The 19,844-nt window shown below is 68.9% G+C and carries 15 protein-coding genes; 13 read left to right on the top strand and 2 right to left on the bottom strand.

From position 1 onward, the window contains the following. Nucleotides 1–40: 40 nt before the first annotated feature. The 8 genes from DELCS14_RS19730 (at nucleotide 41) to DELCS14_RS19695 (ending at nucleotide 11,017) form a co-directional block, all read left to right on the top strand. On the top strand, nucleotides 41–2,230 hold the full coding sequence (locus DELCS14_RS19730; protein WP_013803240.1) for an acetate--CoA ligase family protein: 2,190 nt from the start codon (nucleotides 41–43) through the stop codon (nucleotides 2,228–2,230). Between the two features lie 106 nt (nucleotides 2,231–2,336). Further along, the gene (locus DELCS14_RS19725; RefSeq protein ID WP_013803239.1) at nucleotides 2,337–3,707 is read left to right on the top strand and encodes an MFS transporter; all 1,371 of its coding nucleotides are present in this window, start codon (nucleotides 2,337–2,339) and stop codon (nucleotides 3,705–3,707) included. Continuing rightward, on the top strand, nucleotides 3,704–5,494 hold the full coding sequence (locus DELCS14_RS19720) for an acyl-CoA dehydrogenase (RefSeq protein ID WP_013803238.1): 1,791 nt from the start codon (nucleotides 3,704–3,706) through the stop codon (nucleotides 5,492–5,494). The genes DELCS14_RS19725 and DELCS14_RS19720 overlap by 4 nt, the downstream gene beginning before the upstream one ends. 109 nt (nucleotides 5,495–5,603) lie before the next feature. Continuing rightward, nucleotides 5,604–6,068 (top strand): MarR family transcriptional regulator, encoded by a 465-nt coding sequence (locus DELCS14_RS19715; protein WP_013803237.1) that lies wholly within the window; start codon nucleotides 5,604–5,606, stop codon nucleotides 6,066–6,068. Nucleotides 6,069–6,129: 61 nt separating this feature from the next. Then, nucleotides 6,130–6,975, top strand: coding sequence for a prolipoprotein diacylglyceryl transferase (gene lgt, locus DELCS14_RS19710; protein WP_225614206.1), 846 nt, complete (start codon nucleotides 6,130–6,132; stop codon nucleotides 6,973–6,975). Between the two features lie 230 nt (nucleotides 6,976–7,205). Continuing rightward, on the top strand, nucleotides 7,206–8,651 hold the full coding sequence (locus DELCS14_RS19705; RefSeq protein ID WP_013803236.1) for a malonyl-CoA decarboxylase: 1,446 nt from the start codon (nucleotides 7,206–7,208) through the stop codon (nucleotides 8,649–8,651). A 96-nt stretch (nucleotides 8,652–8,747) separates the two neighbouring features. After that, entirely contained in the window at nucleotides 8,748–9,746 is a 999-nt protein-coding gene (locus tag DELCS14_RS19700; protein WP_012204613.1) for a tripartite tricarboxylate transporter substrate binding protein, read from the top strand. A 116-nt stretch (nucleotides 9,747–9,862) separates the two neighbouring features. Then, on the top strand, nucleotides 9,863–11,017 hold the full coding sequence (locus DELCS14_RS19695) for an esterase-like activity of phytase family protein (protein WP_013803235.1): 1,155 nt from the start codon (nucleotides 9,863–9,865) through the stop codon (nucleotides 11,015–11,017). A 12-nt stretch (nucleotides 11,018–11,029) separates the two neighbouring features. Here the strand turns inward: DELCS14_RS19695 and DELCS14_RS19690 are convergent, their stop codons facing one another. Continuing rightward, nucleotides 11,030–11,746, bottom strand: coding sequence for a GntR family transcriptional regulator (locus tag DELCS14_RS19690; protein WP_013803234.1), 717 nt, complete (start codon nucleotides 11,744–11,746; stop codon nucleotides 11,030–11,032). 39 nt (nucleotides 11,747–11,785) lie between these two features. Here DELCS14_RS19690 and DELCS14_RS19685 point away from each other — a divergent pair, with 39 nt between their 5' ends. From DELCS14_RS19685 to DELCS14_RS19670, 4 genes are all read left to right on the top strand, one after another. Then, entirely contained in the window at nucleotides 11,786–12,535 is a 750-nt protein-coding gene (locus DELCS14_RS19685) for an enoyl-CoA hydratase/isomerase family protein (RefSeq protein ID WP_013803233.1), read from the top strand. A gap of 182 nt (nucleotides 12,536–12,717) precedes the next feature. Then, nucleotides 12,718–13,686 (top strand): tripartite tricarboxylate transporter substrate binding protein, encoded by a 969-nt coding sequence (locus DELCS14_RS19680; protein WP_013803232.1) that lies wholly within the window; start codon nucleotides 12,718–12,720, stop codon nucleotides 13,684–13,686. Between the two features lie 163 nt (nucleotides 13,687–13,849). Continuing rightward, nucleotides 13,850–15,037 carry a CoA transferase gene (locus DELCS14_RS19675; RefSeq protein WP_013803231.1) on the top strand — a complete coding sequence of 396 codons (1,188 nt, stop codon included), beginning with the start codon at nucleotides 13,850–13,852 and terminating at the stop codon, nucleotides 15,035–15,037. Between the two features lie 43 nt (nucleotides 15,038–15,080). Continuing rightward, a complete protein-coding gene (locus DELCS14_RS19670) occupies nucleotides 15,081–16,634 on the top strand; it encodes a malonyl-CoA synthase (RefSeq protein ID WP_043796837.1) in 1,554 nt (517 codons plus the stop codon). Nucleotides 16,635–16,742: 108 nt separating this feature from the next. Here DELCS14_RS19670 and DELCS14_RS19665 read toward each other — a convergent pair whose 3' ends face one another. Next, nucleotides 16,743–17,186, bottom strand: coding sequence for a universal stress protein (locus DELCS14_RS19665; protein ID WP_012204620.1), 444 nt, complete (start codon nucleotides 17,184–17,186; stop codon nucleotides 16,743–16,745). 116 nt (nucleotides 17,187–17,302) lie between these two features. Between DELCS14_RS19665 and DELCS14_RS19660 the strand changes: the two genes are divergently transcribed. Next, nucleotides 17,303–19,738 (top strand): cation-translocating P-type ATPase, encoded by a 2,436-nt coding sequence (locus DELCS14_RS19660; protein ID WP_013803229.1) that lies wholly within the window; start codon nucleotides 17,303–17,305, stop codon nucleotides 19,736–19,738. Nucleotides 19,739–19,844 lie beyond the last annotated feature (106 nt).

Genomic DNA, 19,844 nt, shown 5'->3' with positions numbered 1-19,844 from the left:
CGCGCGGTAGGCCTCCCAGCTTTAATCATTGGAGACAAGAATGACAACGACAGAGATGGCGGCCGCCCTGCGGCCCGACATCGGCAGGCTGCTGAGGCCGCGTTCCATCGCCATCGTCGGCGCCTCGGCCACGCCGGGTGCGCTGGGCGCATCGGTGCTGGGCAATCTGGAGCGCAACGGCTTTGCCGGCGACATCCACCTGATCAATCCCAAGCGCAGCGAGATCGCCGGCCGGGCCTGCCTGGCCTCGGTCGATCAGCTGCCCGAAGGCGTGGATGTGGCCGTGCTGGCCATCCCCCAGCCCTTTGTGCTGGACACGGTGCGCGCACTGGCGGCGCGCCGCGTGGGCGCGGCGGTGATCTTCTCGGCAGGCTTTGCCGAGGCGGGCGAGCGCGGCATGGCCGAGCAGCGCGAGATCGCACGCATTGCCGCCGAGGCCGGCATGGTGGTGGAAGGCCCCAACTGCCTGGGCTGCATCAACTACCTGCAGCGCGTGCCGCTGACCTTTGTCGAGGTGAATATCGACGCGCAGCATGTCGATGCCGCGCGGCCCGCGATAGGCGTGGTCTCGCAAAGCGGCGCCATGATGACCGTGCTGTGCACCACGCTGGCCAGCCGCGCGCTGCCGCTGTCGCACGCCATCTCCACGGGCAACGAGGCCGCCAGCCATGCCGAGGACTATGTGGACTTCCTGCTGGAGCAGCCCTCCACGCGCGTGGTCGCCATGATCGTCGAGCAGTTCCGCCAGCCCGCGCGCATCCTGGCCGCCGTGGCCCGTGCGCGCAGCCTGGGCAAGTCCGTGGTGCTGCTGCATCCGGGCAAGAGCAGTGCGGCGCGCGCCTCGGCCGCCACGCACACCGGCGCCATGGCCGGCGACTATGCGCTGATGCGCACCAAGCTGGAACGCGCAGGCGCCGTGTTTGCCGAGACACTGGAGGAGCTGGGCGACATCGCCGAGATCGCCATCCGCTGCCCCGTGCTGCCATCGGCCGGTGCGGCTGGTGCGGCCGGTGGGACCGGTGCAGCAGCTGCAGCAGGAGTTGCCGTGCTGGGCGAGTCCGGCGCCTTCAAGGCGCTGACGCTGGACTGGGCCGAGGAACTGGGCCTGGCCCTGCCCGCCATCGGCGACGACGACTCGCCCGCGCTGCGCGCGGCACTGCCCGAGTTCGTGGGCGTGAGCAACCCGCTGGACCTCACGGCCCAGGGCCTGGTGGAGCCGGACCTGTATTTCCGCACTCTGGATGCGCTGTTTGGCGATGCGCGCTTTTCCACCGTCCTGATCGGCCTGATCCAGGGCGACCCGGTGACCTGCGGCATCAAGATGCCTCCCGTGCTGCGCGCCGTGCGCGAGCTGCGGCCAGCCAAGCCAGTCATCGTCGCGGGCCTGGACGAGGGCGCGGCCGTGCCTGCCGAGTTCATCGCCGAGATGCGTGCGCTGGGCGTGCCGTACTTCCCCAGCACCGAGCGTGCCCTGCGCGCCGTGCAGCGCCTGACCGCCTTCAGCCAGCGCAGTTTCGAGCGAACCGATGCCCAGCCCGTCGCCCTGACCCTGCCCGCAGGCCGCACGGTGGTGCCCGAGTACGAATCCAAGGCCGTGCTGGCACAGGCCGGCATACCCTTTGCGCGCGGCCGGCTGGCCACCTCGGCCGAGCAGGCCGTGGCGATTGCGTCGGAGATCGGCTGGCCCGTGGCGCTCAAGGCGCAGTCCGCCGACCTCAGCCACAAAAGCGATGCGGGCGGCGTGATCCTGAACATTGCCGACGCGCAGGCCATGGGCGAGGCCTGGGGCTGGCTGCATGCCAACGTGGCGGCCTATGACAGCGCCATTGCGCTGGACGGCGTGCTGATCGAGGCCATGGGCCAACGCGGCCTGGAGATGATCATCGGCGCGCGCAACGATCCGCAGTGGGGCCCGGTGATCCTGGCCGGCCTGGGCGGCGTGACGGCCGAGATCATGCGCGATGCGCGCCTGCTGGACGCCGACCTGTCCACCGGCGAGGTGCTGCGCGAGCTGGACCGGCTGCAGGGCGCGCCGCTGCTGCACGGCTACCGGGGCGCCCCGGCGCTGGACCGCCAGGCGCTGGCCGAACTCATTGTGCGCCTGGGCCAGGTGCTGCGCGGCACGCCGGCCATCCGCGAGATCGACCTGAACCCGGTCATCGTGCTGCCCGCAGGGCAGGGCGTGGTCGCGCTCGATGCGCTGATGCTGGTCGAGCACAGCGCGGGCTGATGATCGCGCAAGGGCTGGCGCGGTGCGCCGGCCCTTTTCATGCGCAGCCCTGTCTCGCTTTCCCGCTTTCTTTTTTCCGCTTCCCCTTCCTCCACAGGAGGTCTCCATGAGCCTGCCTTACCCGCCGGGCCGCGTGTCCACGCCCGCGCCGGCCGAGTCGAACGGACTCGGCTATGCCTACTACGTCACCATCATCCTGCTGCTGGCCTACACCCTGTCCTTCGTGGACCGGCAGATCCTGGGCCTGCTGGTGCAGCCCATCAAGAAGGATCTGCAGCTGTCGGACTGGGTGTTCAGCATCGTCCACGGCTTTGCCTTCGCCATCTTCTACACCTTCGTCGGCATCTTCCTGGGGCGCCTGGCCGACCGCTGGAACCGCCGCAACCTCATCGTCATCGGCATGGCGATCTGGGTGGTGGCCACGGCGGCCGGTGGCTATGTCACGGGCTTTGTCTCGCTGTTCGTGGCGCGCATGTTCGTGGGCGTGGGCGAGGCGGCGCTGTCGCCGGCGGCCTATTCCATGCTGGCCGACTACTTCCCGCCCGAGCGCCGCGCGCGCGCCATGAGCATCTACACCTCGGGCGTGTACATCGGCTCGGCCACGGCCTTCATCGTGGGCGGCCTGGTCATCCAGGCCACGAGCCAGGCCGGCGAGGTGGTGTTCCCGCTGCTGGGCAGTTTCAAGCCCTGGCAGGCGGCCTTCATCTTCGTGGCCCTGCCCGGCATTCCGCTGGTGGCGCTGATGTACACCGTGCGCGAGCCGGTGCGCCGCGGCCTGCAGGCGGCAGGCGCCTCCGCCAGGGCCGCCGCTGCAGCAGGCCCCGCGCCCGATCTGTCCCATGTGTTCCGCAACAAGCGCGCCTTCCTGCCGCTGCTGCTGGCGCCTGGCATCACGGCCATGATCACCTTCGGCGTCACGGCCTGGCTGCCGGCCACCTTCATCCGCCAGTGGGGCTGGACGCCCGGCGAGATCGGTCCCGCCTACGGCGTCATCATCCTGACCTTCGGCATTGGCGGCATGCTGCTCAGCGGCTTCCTGGCCGACTACCTCACGGCGCGCGGCAAGCAGGTGGGGTCGATCGTCATCTCGCTGGTGGCCACCGGCGTGCTCATCATCACCGGCCTGGTGCTGGCCTTTGCGCCTTCGCCCACCGTGGCCCTGGTGGCCGTGGCGGCCACCACCTTCTTCCTGGGCATGCCGGTGGCGCTGGCGCCGCCCATCCTGCAGGCGGTCACGCCCAACCAGCTGCGCGGCCAGGTGACTTCCATCTACCTGCTGCTGATCAACCTGATCGGCCTGGGGCTCGGTCCCTTCCTCGTGGCCTTTTTCACGGACTTCGTCTTCCATGACGAAAAGCTCGTGGGCCTGTCGCTGGGCCTGGTGTCCGCCCTGGCCGCGCTGCTGTCCGTGCTGTGCCTGGCCAGCGCCATCGGCCCCTACCGCCGCCTGGTCGCGGCCATGGAGGGCCGGGCATGAGCGCGCAGGCATCACATTGCTCGCATTACCAGCCGCCGCTGGAGGACATCCGCTTCGTCCAGCAGCACTGGCTGAGCGCAGAGGCCGACTGGCGCCGCATGCCGGCCCATGAAGCCCTGGACCAGGAGACGGCCGACATGGTGGTCGAGGCGGCCGGGCGCTTTTGCGCCGACGTGCTGGCGCCGCTCAACGGCACGGCCGACCTGCAGGGCTGCCGACTGGAAGAGGGCAGGGTGCGCACGCCCGACGGCTTTCCCGAGGCCTATGCGGCTTTCGTGGAAGCCGGCTGGCCGGCCCTGGCCTGCGCCCCCGAGGCCGGCGGCCAGGGCCTGCCCCAGCTGCTGGATGCCGCGCTGCACGAAATGCTGGCCTCGGCCAACCATGGCTGGACCATGTACCCGGGCATCCTGCACGGCGCCTATGCCTGCCTGCACGCCCATGGCGACGCGCACCTGCGCGCCACCTACCTGCCGCACATCGTCAGCGGGCGCTGGCTGGCCACCATGTGCCTGACCGAGCCCCAGGCCGGCTCCGACCTGGGCCTGCTGCGCAGCCAGGCCCGGCCCCGGGGCGATGGCAGCTACCGCCTGGACGGCAGCAAGATCTTCATCTCGGGCGGCGACCAGGACATGAGCGAGAACATCGTGCACCTGGTGCTGGCGCGCCTGCCCGATGCGCCCGCAGGCACGCGCGGGCTGTCGCTGTTCCTGGCGCCGCGCGGCATTCCGCAGGACGGCGGCGGGTTCCTGCCCAACGCCATTCACTGCGACGGCATCGAAAAGAAGATGGGCATCAAGGGCAGCGCCACCTGCGCCATGCGCTTCGAGGGCGCCCAGGCCTGGCTGGTGGGCCAGCCCCACCAGGGCCTGGCCGCCATGTTCGTGATGATGAATTCCGCCCGCCTGCACGTGGGCCTGCAGGGCCTGGGCCATGCCGAGATGGCCTGGCAACTGGCGCGCGCCTATGCGGCCGAGCGCCGCCAGATGCGTGCCCAGCCCCGGCCCGCCGATGCGCAGGGCCCCGCCGACCCCATCGCCCTGCAGCCGGCCGTGCAGCGCATGCTGGGCGACCTGCGTGTGTGGACCGAAGGCATGCGCGCCATTGCAGGCTGGGTGGCGCACCAGCTGGACCTGGCCGAACAGGCGCCGGATGCCGCAGAGCGCGCCCAGGCCCATGCGCTGGCCTCGCTGCTCACGCCCGTGGTCAAGTCCTTCTTCACCGAGAGGGGCTTTGCGCTGGCCAGCGAGGCGCTGCAGGTCTTCGGCGGCTACGGCTACGTGCACGAGTACCGCATAGAGCAGACGCTGCGCGATGCGCGCATCGCCATGATCTACGAGGGCACGAACCAGATCCAGGCGCTGGACCTGCTGCAGCGCAAGGTGGCCGCCAGCGGCGGGGCCGCGCTGGCGCCGCTGCTGGCGGCACTGCGCGAGGAGGCCGCTGCCTGCGAGGCGGCGGGCATGGAGCCCGGCCTGGCCGGCGCGCTGCGCAGCTGGAGCGATCGCACCGAAGCGCTGACGGGCGCGCTGTGCGCCCGCGCCGCAGGCGACGCCCCGTTGCTGGCGCGCTGCGCCGAGGACTATCTGCGCCTGGTCGGCACGCTGTGCATGGCCTTTGCCTGGGCGCGCGCGGCGCGTGTCAGCCAGCCGCTGGCCGATCCGGCGCTGCGCCGCTCCAAGGCGGACAGCGCGGCCTGGTTCTTCGCGCATGGGCTGCTGGATGCGGAGCACTGGCTGCGCCGCACCGAGTCCGCCGCGCGCACGCCGCTGCCGGCCGCCGTGGCCTGAGCGGGCAGCCGGGGCTTTTATGATGGAACGCCGCACCGGCCCTGAAGATCCGCAGGCGCTGGGGCGGCTTTGCCTCGGTGTGCCTTCTTCCTCTTCCAGATCCGTGTCCATGGACAGCTCCTCCGAACCCGCCGTCGATCAGTCGCGCCTGCAGCGTTTCCTGGGCTACCGCCTCACGCGCGCGGAAATCCACATCCACAAGCTGTTCGCGCGGCGCGTGGCCGAACTGGACCTCAAGCCCAGCGAGTTCTCCATCCTGGTGCTGATCCACTCCAATCCCGGCATCTACCTGCGCCAGCTGGGCGAGGCGCTGGACATCTCGCCCTCCAACCTGGTGCCGGTGGTCGAGCGCCTGGTGCAGCGCGGGCTCATCGGGCGCCAGCCCGATCCGCGCGACCGCCGGCTGCAGCAGCTGCACATGACGGCCGAAGGCAGCGCGCTGCAGGCGCGGGCCGAGGGCGTGGTGGTGCAACTCGAAGACGAGCTGGAGCAACTTCTGACCGCCACCGAGCAGCGCCATCTGTTCGCGGCCCTGGACAAGCTCATGGCCATCCAGGAAAGCCAGCCGGGCTGAACCGCCGCGCCGCCAGCTTTCCAACCCCTGGCCGGCGCCGGCCATGCGGCGCTGCGGCACAATGCCGACCATGCTGATGTACCCGCAGATCGATCCCGTGGCCCTGCAGATCGGGCCCCTCGCCGTGCACTGGTACGGCCTGACCTATCTGGCCGCTTTCGGCCTCTTCCTCTGGCTGGGAACGCGCAGGCTGCGCCACCCGCCCTTCGTGCGCATGCAGGGCGACCGCGCCTGGACGCGCAAGGACGTGGAAGACATTCTTTTCCTGGGCGTGCTCGGCGTGGTCGTCGGCGGCCGGCTGGGCTACTGCCTGTTCTACAAGCCGGGCTACTACCTGAGCCACCCGCTGGAGATCTTCTATGTCTGGCAGGGCGGCATGAGCTTTCATGGCGGCCTGGTCGGCGTGATCGCATCCATGGTCTGGTTCGCGCGATCGCGAGCACGCTCCTGGCTGGAGGTGGCCGACTTCGTCGCGCCCTGCGTGCCCACGGGCCTGGCGGCCGGCCGCGTTGGCAACTTCATCAACGGGGAACTGTGGGGCCGCTTCGCCAGCCCCGAGCTGCCCTGGGCCATGGTCTTCCCGCAAAGCGGCTCCATGCTGCCGCGCCACCCCTCGCAGGTCTACCAGTTCCTGCTGGAAGGCCTGCTGCTGTTCGTGCTGCTGTGGCTGTATGCGCGCAAGGAGCACAAGCCGGGCCAGGTGGCGGCGGTCTTCCTCGTCGGCTACGGCGCCTTCCGCTTCATTGCCGAGTACTTCCGCGAGCCCGATGACTTCCTGGGCCTGCTGTCGCTGGGCATGAGCATGGGCCAGTGGCTGTGCGTGCCCATGGTGATCGGCGGCATCGCCATGTGGTTCTGGGCCGCGGGGCGCCCGGCCTATCCTGCCCAGGCGGGCAAGCCGGCCTGAGGCCGGCGGTACGCACGGATACGAAGCGGGCCTGGTGCCCGCTTTTTTTTTGTGCAAGGTTGACGGGAGAGGGGACAGGGGCATGCATGGGGATAGCCCGAAGACAAGAACGCGACATCGGCGTACACGGTCTGCCGTGCAGACTCTCATAATGTGAGCAGCAAAAGATTGTCATTGGCCGATTGGCGGCATGACAGTCCCGTGACCGCTTGACATGGAGGAACTTCTGAATGGGTCTGGCTACTGACTGGATTGCCCGCAATGTGTCCCGCTTTCGCAGCACCGATGCGGCTGCGCCTGCAACAAAGTCCGAGGGCGAGGCAGCCAAGGGACCCGCGCCGCGCGGCACGGCCCAGCGCCTGCAGGCCACCCTGCGGCGTGGCCAGGAAGTGCTGTCCCCGCGCGAGCTGCGCAAGCTCATGGAAGACCTGCAGGCTGCCGCCGACGCCGGCCTGAGCGATGTCGAGGGCGGCCGCCATGCGCAACTGCTCATGGACTGGTACGCCCAGGCCGAGCTGCCTGCGCACAAGGATTTCTGGGCGCTGATCGTCGAGCAGTTCGGCCCCGATACCGAAGCCCTGATGGCCGCGCGCAAGCGCTATGACACGGCGGCCAGCGATGCCGAGCGCGGCCAGGCCGAGATGGACCTGCGCCGCGCGCTGATGTCGCCGCGCACGCGGCTGCTGCAGCGCTTTGCCCAGCCCCAGGGCGGCATGGGCTTTCTGGTGGACCTGCGCGCCGAACTGCTGGCCCTGCCCAAGGCGGAGCAGCAGCGCTTTTCCGCGCTGGACGCCGAGCTGGAGCATCTGTTTGCCAACTGGTTCGACGTGGCCCTGCTGGAGCTGCGCCGCCTGAGCTGGGACTCGCCGGCCTCGCTGATCGAAAAGCTCATCCAGTACGAGGCCGTGCACGACATCCGCAGCTGGGCCGACCTCAAGAACCGCCTGGACAGCGACCGGCGCTGCTACGGGTTCTTCCACCCGCGCATGCCCACCGTGCCGCTGATCTTCGTGGAGGTGGCGCTGGTGGACCGGATGTCCGACAGCATCGCCCCGCTGCTGGACGAGACGGCGGCGGCCTCCGACCTGGGCCGCGCCACCACGGCCATCTTCTACTCCATCAGCAACACCCAGGCCGGCCTGCGCGGCGTGAGCTTTGGCGACTCGCTGATCAAGCATGTGGTGGAGACGCTGACGGGCGAGTTCCCCCGGCTGCGCCATTTCGCCACGCTGTCTCCCATTCCGGGCCTGCGTGCCTGGATCGCCAAGCACGGCGATGCCATCCTGGAGAAGATGGACGAGCGCCAGCGCAAGGCCTTCGAGCTCAAGGCCGGCGGCATGGGCGCCGAGCACCTGCTGGCGGCGCTGGATGCGCCGCAGGATCTCAAGCCCGACGCACCCGTGCGCCGCGCACTGCTGTTCTGCGCTGCTCACTATCTGGGGCGCGAGACGGCCAAGGGCCGGCCGCTGGACCCGGTGGCACGCTTTCACCTGGGCAACGGCGCGCGCGTGGAGCGGCTCAACTGGGCGGCCGACCTGTCGGCCAAGGGACTCAAGCAGTCGCTGGGGCTGATGGTCAACTACCTCTACGACCTCAAGCGCCTGGACAAGCATCGCGGCCTGCTGGCGCAGGGCCGCATACCGGTGTCCTCGGACATCGAAGCCCTGTGCAAATGAAAAGGGGCGCGGCGCAGGCCGTGCCCCTTTTCTTGCACAGGGACTGCTGCGCCTGACAACGAAGACAGCCTCAAAGAGGCGACAAGGAGACAAGTCATGCAAGCTTCCCACCCCACGGGGCGGCGCGCGGTGTTGCGCGCAGCCGGGGCCTCGATGGCCGCGCTGGCCCTGCCCATGGCGGCCCGCGCGGCGGCGGACTGGCCGTCCAAACCCGTGAACCTGGTCGTGCCGTTTCCGGCCGGCGGGGGCACCGATGCCTTTGCCCGGCCGTTCTCGGCCCAGTTCGCCAAGAGCGCGGGCAAGACCCTGGTGATCGACAACCGCGGCGGCGCAGGCGGCACCCTGGGCGCCAGCTACGCGGCCAAGCTGGCGCCGGACGGCTACAACTTCTTCATGGGCGGCACCCACCATGTGATTGCGCCGTCCATGTACCCGCGCCTGGACTATGACCTGGAGCGCGACTTCATCGCGCTGGCCCTGCTGGCCAGCGTGCCCCAGGTGCTGGTGGTCAACCCGCGCAACGTGCCGCACAAGACCGTGCAGGAGCTGCTGTCCGACCTGCGCAAGCGGCCGGGCAAGCTCAACTACGCCTCGGCGGGTGCGGGCACCTCGCACCACCTGGCCGGCGAGCTGTTCAAGCTGCAGACCAATACCTTCATCACCCACATTCCCTATCGGGGCGCGGGCCCGGCGCTGCAGGACCTGATCGCCGGCAATGTGGACATGATGTTCGACGGCCTGGGCTCGTCGGCCCAGCACATCAAGAGCGGACGCATCCGCGCGCTGATGGTCTCTGGCGACAAGCGCAACCCCGCCTTCCCCGACGTGCCCTGCGCGGCTGAGTCCGGCCTGCCCGACTACACGGTCACGACCTGGTACGGCCTGTGGGCGCCCAAGGGCACGCCGCAGGCCGTGCAGGCCCAGGTCATCGACCAGGTGCAGCGCATAGGCTCGGCCGAAGAGATCAAGTCCATCTGGGCGCGCAACGGCGCCGACTACGGCGGCATGAACCAGCAGCAGTTCGCGGCCATGGTGCATGGCGAGATCGCGCGCTGGGCGCAGGTGGTCAAGGCCTCGGGCGCCAAGCTGGAGTAGCGGACGAGGGGCCGCTCAGGGCTGGGGCAGGGCGGCGGCATGCGCGTGCATGTCACCACCCTGTCACGGGCCTTGGCTACGGTCCATCCCTTCTGAGATCCATCCTGGGAGGGAATATGAACAAGGCAGACAAGGTCCGCTCGCCCGCATCCGTGCTGCTCGCGCTGGTCCTGGCTTTCGGCACGGCCACGGGCCTGGCAGGCTGCGGCGGCAGCGACGACGGCCCCGAGACCATCGGCTCGCTGCGGCTGATCGGCGACTACAGCATCAAGACCAAGACACTGTTCGACGGCGTGGAGTTCGGCGGCATCTCCGGCCTGGACCGCGCGCCCGATGGCAGCTACTGGGCCATCTCCGATGAGCGCGGCGGCGAGCGTGGCACGCCGCGCTTCTACAACCTGGGCATTCAGTTCGATGACAAGGCCATCCAGGCCGTGACCATCCGCAAGATGGTCACGCTCAAGGGCCGCGACGGCCAGCCGCTGCCCAGCACGCGCCGCACCGTGGACCCCGAAGGCATCCGCGTGGCGCCCAACGGCAACCTCTACGTATCCAGCGAGGGCAACTTCAGCACCGACCCCGCCAGCCTGTTCCAGCCCTTTGTGCGCGAGATCAAGGTCGACGGCAGCTTCGTGCGCGACTTCGAGACGCCTGCGGCCTTCAACTACGTGGACAACACCACCAGCGGAGGGCGCAACAACAAGCTGTTCGAGGCCCTGGCCGTCACGCCCGACGGCAGCGTGTTCACGGCCAACGAGGATGCGCTGGTGGAAGACGGCCCCCTCACCACGCTGGCGGCGGGTAGCGTCATCCGCGTCCTCAAGCTCGATCCGGCCACGGGCAAGTCGGGCGCGCAGTACGCCTACCAACTGCCGAAGATTCCGCTGGACAAGGCCGCCAGCGGCAGCTTTCCGCCGGACAACGGCCTGCCCGAGCTGCTGGCGGTCTCCAACAACGAGTTCATCGCCATCGAGCGCGCCTTTGCCGATGGCGTGGGCAACACCATCCGCCTGACGCGCGCCACCATCGAGCCGGACACCACCGACGTGCGCAGCTTCAAGAGCCTGGTGGGCGCCAGCTACAAGCCCATGAAGCGCGAGCTGCTGCTGGAAATGCCCGTGACCTACCAGGGCGTCAAGCTCGACAACATCGAAGGCATCTCCTGGGGCCCGCGCCTGGCCAACGGCAACCGCACCCTGGTGCTGGTGGCCGACAACAACTTCGCGGACAACCAGGTCACGCAGTTCCTGGCCTTCGAAGTGCGGCCCTGAGCCCTCTTCGGGCTACCTTGACTTGCGCGGGCGCTCGTAGCCCGCCTGCGCGGGCGCGCCCAGCACCATGTCGGTGAAGGCGCTGCCGCCTGCGCAGATGTGCTGGCGCATGGCCTCGGCGGCCACCTCCGCCTGGCCTGCACAGATGGCGGCCACCACGGTGGCGTGCTCCTGCTGCGAGCGCGCAAGCCGGCCGGGCTTCTCGAACATGCGGCCCCGGTAGGGCGTGATGCGCAGCCGCAGCAGCCGCGTCTGCTCCACGATGAAGTCATTGCCGCTGGCCTCGTATATCAGTTCGTGCAGCTGCATGTTGGCCTGCACATAGCCTTCGGCATCCTGCGCCTGGGCGCAGGCGGCGGTGTGCGCCAGCGCCGCCTGCAGCCGCTCGCGCAGCTGCGCATGGATGCGCGTGGCAGCCAGCCGTGCCAGCACGCCTTCCAGCTCGGCCAGGCCTTCCATCATGGCCACCAGCTCGCGCGCATCCAGCCGCCGCACATAGATGCCCGAGCGCGGAACGATCTCCACCAGCCCCTTGGCCACCAGCAGCAGCAGCGCCTCGCGCACGGGGGTGCGCGAGGCGCCGAAGCGTTCGCACAGGGCCGGCTCGTCGATGGCGTCGCCGGGCCGCATGGCGCCCGAGCGCAGCTCGTCTTCCAGCGATTGCCGTATACGCTCCTGCAGGCTGGACGTGGCCGGGGTTTTCTCCAATGGCTGCTTGGCTGGAAGCATTTTCTAATTTAAATATATCTGATTGATTGACTGATACATATGACACCCAGACTCGACATCCAGGATCACCTGGCCACCATCACGCTGCAGCGCCCCGAAGCGGCCAACAAGCTGGCTCCGGAAGACCTGGGCGCGCTGGTCGCGCACATGGAGCATATCAACCACCGCGACGACGTGCGCGTGGTGGTGCTGCGCAGCGAAGGCAAGTACTTTTGCAGTGGTTATGATATATCAGAGATCCAGGGCAGCCAGACCGAGGGCAGCAGCTTCGGCGAGATGGTGGACGCCATCGAACAATGCCGCGCCGTGACCGTGGCCGCCATCCACGGCGGCGTCTACGGCGGCGCCACCGACATGGCCCTGGCCTGCGACTTTCGCGTGGGCAGCACGGCGGCCGAGATGTTCATGCCGGCCGCGCGCCTGGGCCTGCATTTCTACGCGGGCGGGCTGGAGCGCTATGTCTCGCGCCTGGGCCTGGACACGGCCAAGCGGCTGTTTCTGACCTGCGAGCGCATCCAGGCCCCGGAGATGAAGGCCTGCGGATTCCTCACCCATCTGGCCGATCCCGCCGCCTTCGCCGCGGCCGTGGAGCAGCTCACCGGCACGCTGGCCGCCATGGCGCCCATCCCCCTGTTCGGCATGAAAAAGCACCTGAACCTGATCGCGCGTGGCCGCCATGACGTGGCCGAGATCACGCGCGAGGTGCAGCGCAGCATCGCCTCCGAAGACCTGCAGGAGGGCGGCCGGGCCTGGCGCGAGAAACGCAGCCCGGAGTTCAGGGGGCGCTGAACCGCATCCTCCCGCATACACGCAGATTGCCCGTGGTGCTGCCTACCGCCCACAGCCCACGGAACCGGCGCGGCCCAACTCGGGGATACCGAGGAAGGGTCGCTCCCGCACCGAGGGTGTCGTCCCCCTTTGGGGGAAGGCGCGCAGCGACTCAGGGGGTATCAATAAACAGGAGACAAGCCATGTTCAAGCGTTTTGCACTGTCGTTGCTGCTGGCCGGATTGGCCGGTGGCACGATGGCCCAGTCCTATCCCGCGCGGCCCGTCACGCTGGTCGTGGGATTTCCGCCCGGCGGCGGCGCCGATGCGGTGGCGCGCATCGTGGCCGACAAGGTCGGCAAGATCCTGGGACAGCCCCTGCTGGTGGACAACCGCCCGGGCGCCGGCACCACGCTGGCCTCCGAGCATGTGGCGCGTGCAGCGCCCGACGGCTACACGCTGCTGCTGGGTAGCGCCAATATCTATGGCTCGGACCAACTGCTCTACAAGAGCGCGCGCTATGACGGCGCGCGCAACTTCACGGGCATCACGCGCTGGAGTTCGGCCCCCATGCTGCTGGCCGTGCGCAAGGATTTTCCGGGCCAGGGCGTGGGCGATCTGGTGGCTCTGGCACGCAGCCAGCCCGACAAGCTCAGCTATTCCTCCTCGGGCGCAGGCGTGATCACGCACCTGGCCACGCTGTCGTTCGCGGGCGCCAGCGGCGGGCTGCGCATGCTGCATGTGCCGTTCAAGGGCGGTGCGCCATCGATACAGGCCGTGGCCGCCGGCGATGTGGACCTGACCTTCGGCACACCGCCCTCGGTGCTGCCGCTGGCCCAGGCCGGCAAGCTGCGCATGCTGGCCGTGAGCACGGCCGAGCGCTCGCCGCTGTTCCCCGACCTGCCGGGCATGAAGGAGTCCGGGGTGCCGGGCTTTGACTACACCTTCTGGTTTGGGCTGTTCGCACCGGCGGGCCTGCCCGAGGACGTGGCGAAGAAGCTGTTCGATGCCAGCACCAAGGCGCTGGAAGACCCCGATGTGAAGGCCAGGCTGGCCAAGCAGGGCAATCTGGCAGCGCCCTCGGCATCCCTAGAGGAGTTCCGTGCCTGGGCCTTGAAGGAAGGGCAGGAGTCCAAGGCCTTGACCCAGCGTTCCGGCGCCGGGCTGCAGTGAGACACCCCCTGAGGCGCCACGCGCCTTCCCCCTCTCGCTTCGCGGGGGGGACGACACCCTCGGTGCGGGAGCGGCCCTTCCTCGGTGTCCTGGTCTTGGGCCCCGCCGGTCCCACAGGTTGTGGGTGTCGCATCAAGCAATAGATAACGATATGGAAATCCCTATGAATGAACAAGCCACGGGCCTGCCGCTGGAAGGCCTTACCGTCATCGACCTCACGCGCGTGCTGGCCGGACCCATGTGCACGCAGATGCTGGCCGACCTGGGCGCGCGCGTGATCAAGGTGGAGCAGCCCGGCACGGGCGACGATGCGCGCGGCATCGGGCCGTTTGTGGACGGGGGCTCGGCCTATTTCCTGTCGGTGAACCGCAACAAGGAATCCATTGCGCTGGACCTCAAGCAGCCGCAGGACCGCGAGGTCTTCGAGCGCCTGCTGCAAGGCGCCGATGTGCTGGTCGAGAACTTCCGCCCCGGCACCATGGACAAGCTCGGCTATGGCTGGGAGACCCTGCATGCGCGCCATCCCCGGCTGGTGATGACGTCGGTCTCTGGCTTCGGCCAGACAGGCCCCTACAGCGGCTTTCCTGCCTACGACATGGTGGTGCAGGCCATGAGCGGAATGATGAGCGTGACCGGCCACCCGGGCGCCAGGCCCTGCCGCGTGGGCGTGTCCATCGGCGACCTGGGCGCGGGGCTGTACGCCGTCATCGGCACGCAGGCCGCACTCATGCGCCGCGCCCGCACGGGGCAGGGCGAGCGTGTCGATGTCTCCATGCTCGACTGCCAGGTGGCCCTGCTGGAGAACCCCGTGGCGCGGCTCGGTGCGCTGGGCAGCGTGCCGGGGCCCATGGGTACGCGGCATCCGTCCATGGCACCCTTCGATGTGTTCGCGGCGCAGGACGGCTGGTTCGTCATCGCCGTGGGCAGCGATGCGCTGTTCCGCAAGCTGTGCAGCCTGCTGCAATTGCCCGAACTGGCCGAGGACGCGCGCTTTGCCGGCAATGCCCTGCGCTGCGAGCACCAGGCCGAACTCAAGGCCGCGCTGGAGGCGCGCCTGCGGGACAGTCCCAGGGCGCATTGGCTGCGCCTGCTCACTGATAATGGCATCCCGGCGGGGGAGTACAACAGCGTGGCCGATGTCGTCGAGCACCCCCAGGTGCGCGAGCGCGGCATGCTGGCCCAGGTGCAGGCCCCCGGTGGCCAGACGCTGCGCGTGGCGGGCAACCCCTTGCTGGCCGCGTGCGATCAGCCCCTGGTGCGCAGGCAGCCGCCCGCGCTGGACGCGGACCGCGAGCGCATCCTGCGCGAGCTGTCCGTGGCGCAGCCTTCGCCCAACCATGAACGTGCCTGAGATTTCCCTGCTTCCCGCGGACCCTTCCTTCTTCTTCACAGCCATGACCAACCGCAATCTGTTCGCTGCCTTGCGCGCCGCCTTTCCCCAGGATCTGCAGAAGTGGGCCGTAGAGGCCATAGGCGCGGACGGCGCCAGCCTGTTCTACAGCTGGGCCGACCTGGACCGTGGCAGCGCGCGCATGGCCAACCTGCTGCAGTCGCTGCAACTGCCGCCCGCCAGCCGCATCGCCGTGCAGGTGGAAAAGTCGGTCGAGGCGCTGATGCTCTATCTGGCCACGCTGCGCAGCGGCCATGTCTTCCTGCCGCTGAACACGGCCTACCAGAGCGCCGAGATCGAATACTTCGTGGGCAATGCCGAGCCCGCCGTCGTGGTCTGCGCGCCAGGCAATTTCGGCTGGGTCTCCAAGATCGCCTTCACCTCGGGCGTGGCCCATGTCTACACCCTGGGCGACGACCGCAGCGGCACGCTGCTGGAACGCGCGGCCCACCATGGCGACGAGCATGAGGTGGTGGAGTGCGGCGAGGACGACCTGGCCGCCATCCTCTACACCAGCGGCACCACGGGCCGCAGCAAGGGGGCGATGCTCACGCACGGCAACATGCTGTCCAACGCCGAGACGCTCAAGGACTACTGGGGCTGGCAGGAGGGGGATGTGCTCATCCACGCGCTGCCCATCTTCCATGTGCACGGCCTGTTCGTGGCCATCCACGGCGCGTTGATCAATGGCAGCCCCATGATCTGGCTGTCCAAGTTCGAGCCCGGCACGGTGATCTCGCGCATGCGCGACGCCACCGTCTTCATGGGCGTGCCCACGCTCTACGTGCGCATGCTGGCGGACGCGCGGCTCACGCGCGAGGCGGCGGCCCACATGCGGCTGTTCATCTCGGGCTCGGCACCCATGCTGGTGGAGACGCACCGCGACTGGCAGGAGCGCACCGGCCATGTCATCCTGGAGCGCTACGGCATGAGCGAGACCATCATGCTGACCTCCAATCCCTACCGCGCCGACGCGCACAACGGCGGCCAGTCCGAGCGCCGCGCCGGCACCGTGGGCTTTGCGCTGCCCGGCGTGGGCGTGCGCATCGTGGACGACGCAGGCGAGCAGGTGCCCGTGGGCGAGATCGGCAATATCCAGGTGCGTGGCCCCAATGTGTTCAAGGGCTACTGGCGCATGCCCGAGAAGACGGCCGAGGAGTTCACGGCCGATGGCTGGTTCCGCACGGGCGACGTGGGCAAGCTCGACGAGCGGGGCTATGTGAGCATCGTGGGCCGCAGCAAGGACCTGATCATCTCGGGCGGCTACAACGTCTATCCGGCCGAGATCGAAGGCTTCATCAACGAGCTGCCCGGCGTGGCCGAAAGCGCCCTGGTCGGCGTGCCGCACCCGGACTTCGGCGAAGTGGGCGTGGCCGTGGTGGTGCCGCGCCCCGGTGCCGCCCTGGAGCCCCAGGCGGTGGTCGATGCGCTCAAGGGCCAACTGGCCAATTTCAAGATTCCCAAGCGCTGCTTCGTGGTGCAGGAGCTGCCGCGCAACACCATGGGCAAGGTGCAGAAGAACCTGCTGCGCGACGAACACAAGCAGCTGTTCGCCTGAGTTGGCGCCAGGGTGCGGATTGCGCCCTGGCCTGATTGAAAAAGCAAAAGGCATCGGCGCCGCCGATGCCTTTTTTTGTGTGGCGGCCGCCGAGGCTGCCGCTACCCTTCAACGCAGGACGAGCACGGGGATATGGGTGTGCGTGAGCACATGCTGCGTCTCGCTGCCCAGCAGCAGGCGCTGCAGGCCCTTGCGTCCGTGCGAGGCCATGACGATGAGATCGCAGTCGCGGCGCTTGGCCACGTCGATCACGCTTTCGGCGACCAGGTCGGACTTGACGATCTCGGTGGTCACGTTGACCTTCAGAGCCTGTCCCTTGGCATGGATGGCATCCAGCACGGTCTGCGCGTTGGAAGTCCACTGGCCTTCGATGCGCTCGATCTGCTTGAGGTCCACGGTCTCGCCGCCCTCGAAGTAGCTGCGCGGATAGTGTTGCACCACCTGGACGACGACGACGCTGGCGCCGCACAGCGCGGCAAGGCCCAGCCCGCTGTCCACGGCCTTGTCGGAAAGCTCGGAACCGTCGGTGGCGATCAGGATGCGGTTGTACATGCGTGCTCCTTTCGTGTGTGCTGATGGATGGGATGAAGTCAGCATAGACCCAACCATGAGTTAACGGTTGATTAATGTCAATACGCTTATCATGCGGCCCGATTACGCTAAGAACCATGCCCCACACCACGATAGCCCCATCCAGCGAGGCGGCAGTGGCGGCGCTTGATTCAGGCCCCTCGCCCTCGCAGCAGGCCACCGCCCGGCTGCTGGATGATCCGCAGGAGTGGAGTTCGTTCGGACGGCCCGCAGGCCCCGCAACTCCCGCCGACCCTTCCAAGGAACCTACCGACTTTCCCGCCTGGGATTCGCACGTCGTTCTGGAAGGCATGCACTGTGCCGCATGCGCCCTGACCATCGAGGATGCGCTGCGTGCCGTGCCCGGAGTGGAGAAGGCCGAAGTCAGTGCTGCCACGCGCCGCGCCCGTGTCACCTGGCGCCACGCGCAGGTGCTTCCCTCCGAGTGGATGGAGGCCGTGCGGCGCGCCGGCTACCAGGCGCTTCCCGCACGCGATGCCTTTGCGCGCGAGCGCCGCCAGGCCGAGAGCCGCCGTGCGCTGTGGCGCTGGCTGGTGGCCGGCTTTTGCATGATGCAGGTCATGATGTATGCGTGGCCCGCCTACGTGGCCCGCCCCGGCGACCTGTCGCAGGAGATGGAGACGCTGCTGCGCTGGGCCTCCTGGGTCATCTCGCTGCCCGTGGTGCTGTTTTGCTGCGGCCCCTTCTTCTCCAGCGCGCTGCGCGACATACGCCAGCGCCGCGTGAGCATGGACCTGCCCGTGGCCCTGGGCATGCTGATCACCTTCGTGATCAGTTCGCTGGGCACCTTCGATCCTTCGGGCCCCTTCGGCGAGGAAGTCTTCTACGACTCGCTGACCATGTTCGTCTTCTTCCTGCTGTCCGGCCGCTGGCTGGAGCTGCGCCTGCGCGACCGCACGGCCGGCGCGCTGGAAGCCGTGATGAACCGCCTGCCCGATGCCGTGCTGCGCGAGAACGCAGCCGGCCATTTCGAGCGCGTGGCCACGCGGCGCCTGCGCGCGGGCGACCGGGTGCGCGTGCTCAGTGGCGAGGCCTTCCCGGCCGACGGCACCATCGTGCGCGGCCGCACCCATGCCGACGAGGCCCTGCTCACCGGCGAGTCCACGCCCGTGCTGCGTGCCGAGGGCGATACCGTCACGGCCGGCAGCTACAACCTGGATGCCGTGGTCGATGTGCGCGTGGATGGCGTGGGCGCCGATACGCGCTTCGCCCAGATCGTGGGCCTGATGGAAAGCGCCTCGCTGCAAAAGCCGCGCCTGGCCCAGCTGGCCGACAAGGTGGCGCGGCCCTTTCTCGTCGTGGTGCTGCTGGCTGCGCTGGGCGCCGCCATCTGGTGGTGGCCCACCGATCCCGGCAAGGCCATGATGGTGGCGGTGGCCGTGCTCATCGTCACCTGCCCCTGCGCGCTGTCGCTGGCCACGCCCGTGGCCATGCTCACTGCCGCCGGCACGCTGGCGCGCAGCGGCGTGCTGGTGCGCAACCTGCAGGGCCTGGAGGCGCTGGCCGCCGTGGACACCCTGGTGTTCGACAAGACCGGCACGCTCACGCGCGATGGCCTGGCCCTGTCGTCCTTCGAGCCTGCTGCGGGCGAAGACGCCGACGAAGTGCTGGCACTGGCGGCGCTGCTGGCGCGCCAGTCCATCCACCCGGCCTCGCGCGCCATTGCGCAGGCCGGCGCCGATGCCGCCATCGACTGGAAGCTGGACACCATGCAGGAAATGGCCGGCCTGGGCCTGGACGCCTGGGTGCAGCGCCCCGGCGCGCGCCGCCATCTGCGGCTGGGCTCGGCCCTGCACGCAGGCCTGGCCGGGGAGCAGCCCGTGCAGGGGGTGCTGCTGGCCGAGGAGACCTCGCAGGGCTGGCACACGCTGGCCCGCTTCGTCCTCAGCGAGGACGTGCGGCCCGAGGCCGCCGCCGTGGTGCAGGCGCTGCACCGGCATGGCGTGCAGGTGATGCTGCTGTCCGGCGACCGCGAGGACGCGGCCCGCGCCATGGCGGCGCGCGTGGGCATCACCCAGGCCGAAGGCGGCTGCAGCCCGCAGGACAAGCTGGAGCGCCTGCAGCAGGCGCAGGCTGCCGGCCACCACGTGGCCATGGTGGGCGACGGCCTCAACGACGGCCCAGTTTTAGCTGGAGCGCATGTCTCTTTTGCTTTTGGTAGAGCAGTGCCCCTGGCACAATCGCGCGCAGATTTCGTTGTTCTGGGTGACAGCCTGGAACTGGTACTCCAGGCATGCCTGTTGTCGCGCCGCACGCTGCAGGTGGTGCGCCAGAACATGGCCTGGGCAGCCGCTTACAACGCGGTGTCGATTCCGCTGGCCCTGGCGGGCTTCATGCCTGCCTGGGTGGCCGGCCTGGGAATGGCACTGAGTTCGCTGCTGGTGGTGATGAATGCCGCGCGCCTTGCGCGCAGCCTGCCACTGGCTGCAACGAAACACACGGGCACGCCTGCTGCGCCCGCAGCGTCCGTCGCGATAAAGACGGGCTCCACCGCAACGGTGGGGAGGTTCTGATGGAAATACACCCCCTGAGCGGCTGCGCCGCTTCTCCCTCTCTCGCTTCGCGGGAGGGGAACGACACCTTCGCCGCGAGGCGGCTCTTGCTCGGTGTCACTGAGCT

It is taken from the genome of Delftia sp. Cs1-4, assembly GCF_000214395.1.
GTDB lineage: Bacteria > Pseudomonadota > Gammaproteobacteria > Burkholderiales > Burkholderiaceae_C > Comamonas > Comamonas acidovorans.
The sequence above is the reverse complement of the archived record's forward strand: the minus strand, read 5'-3'. Positions and strand labels throughout refer to the sequence as shown.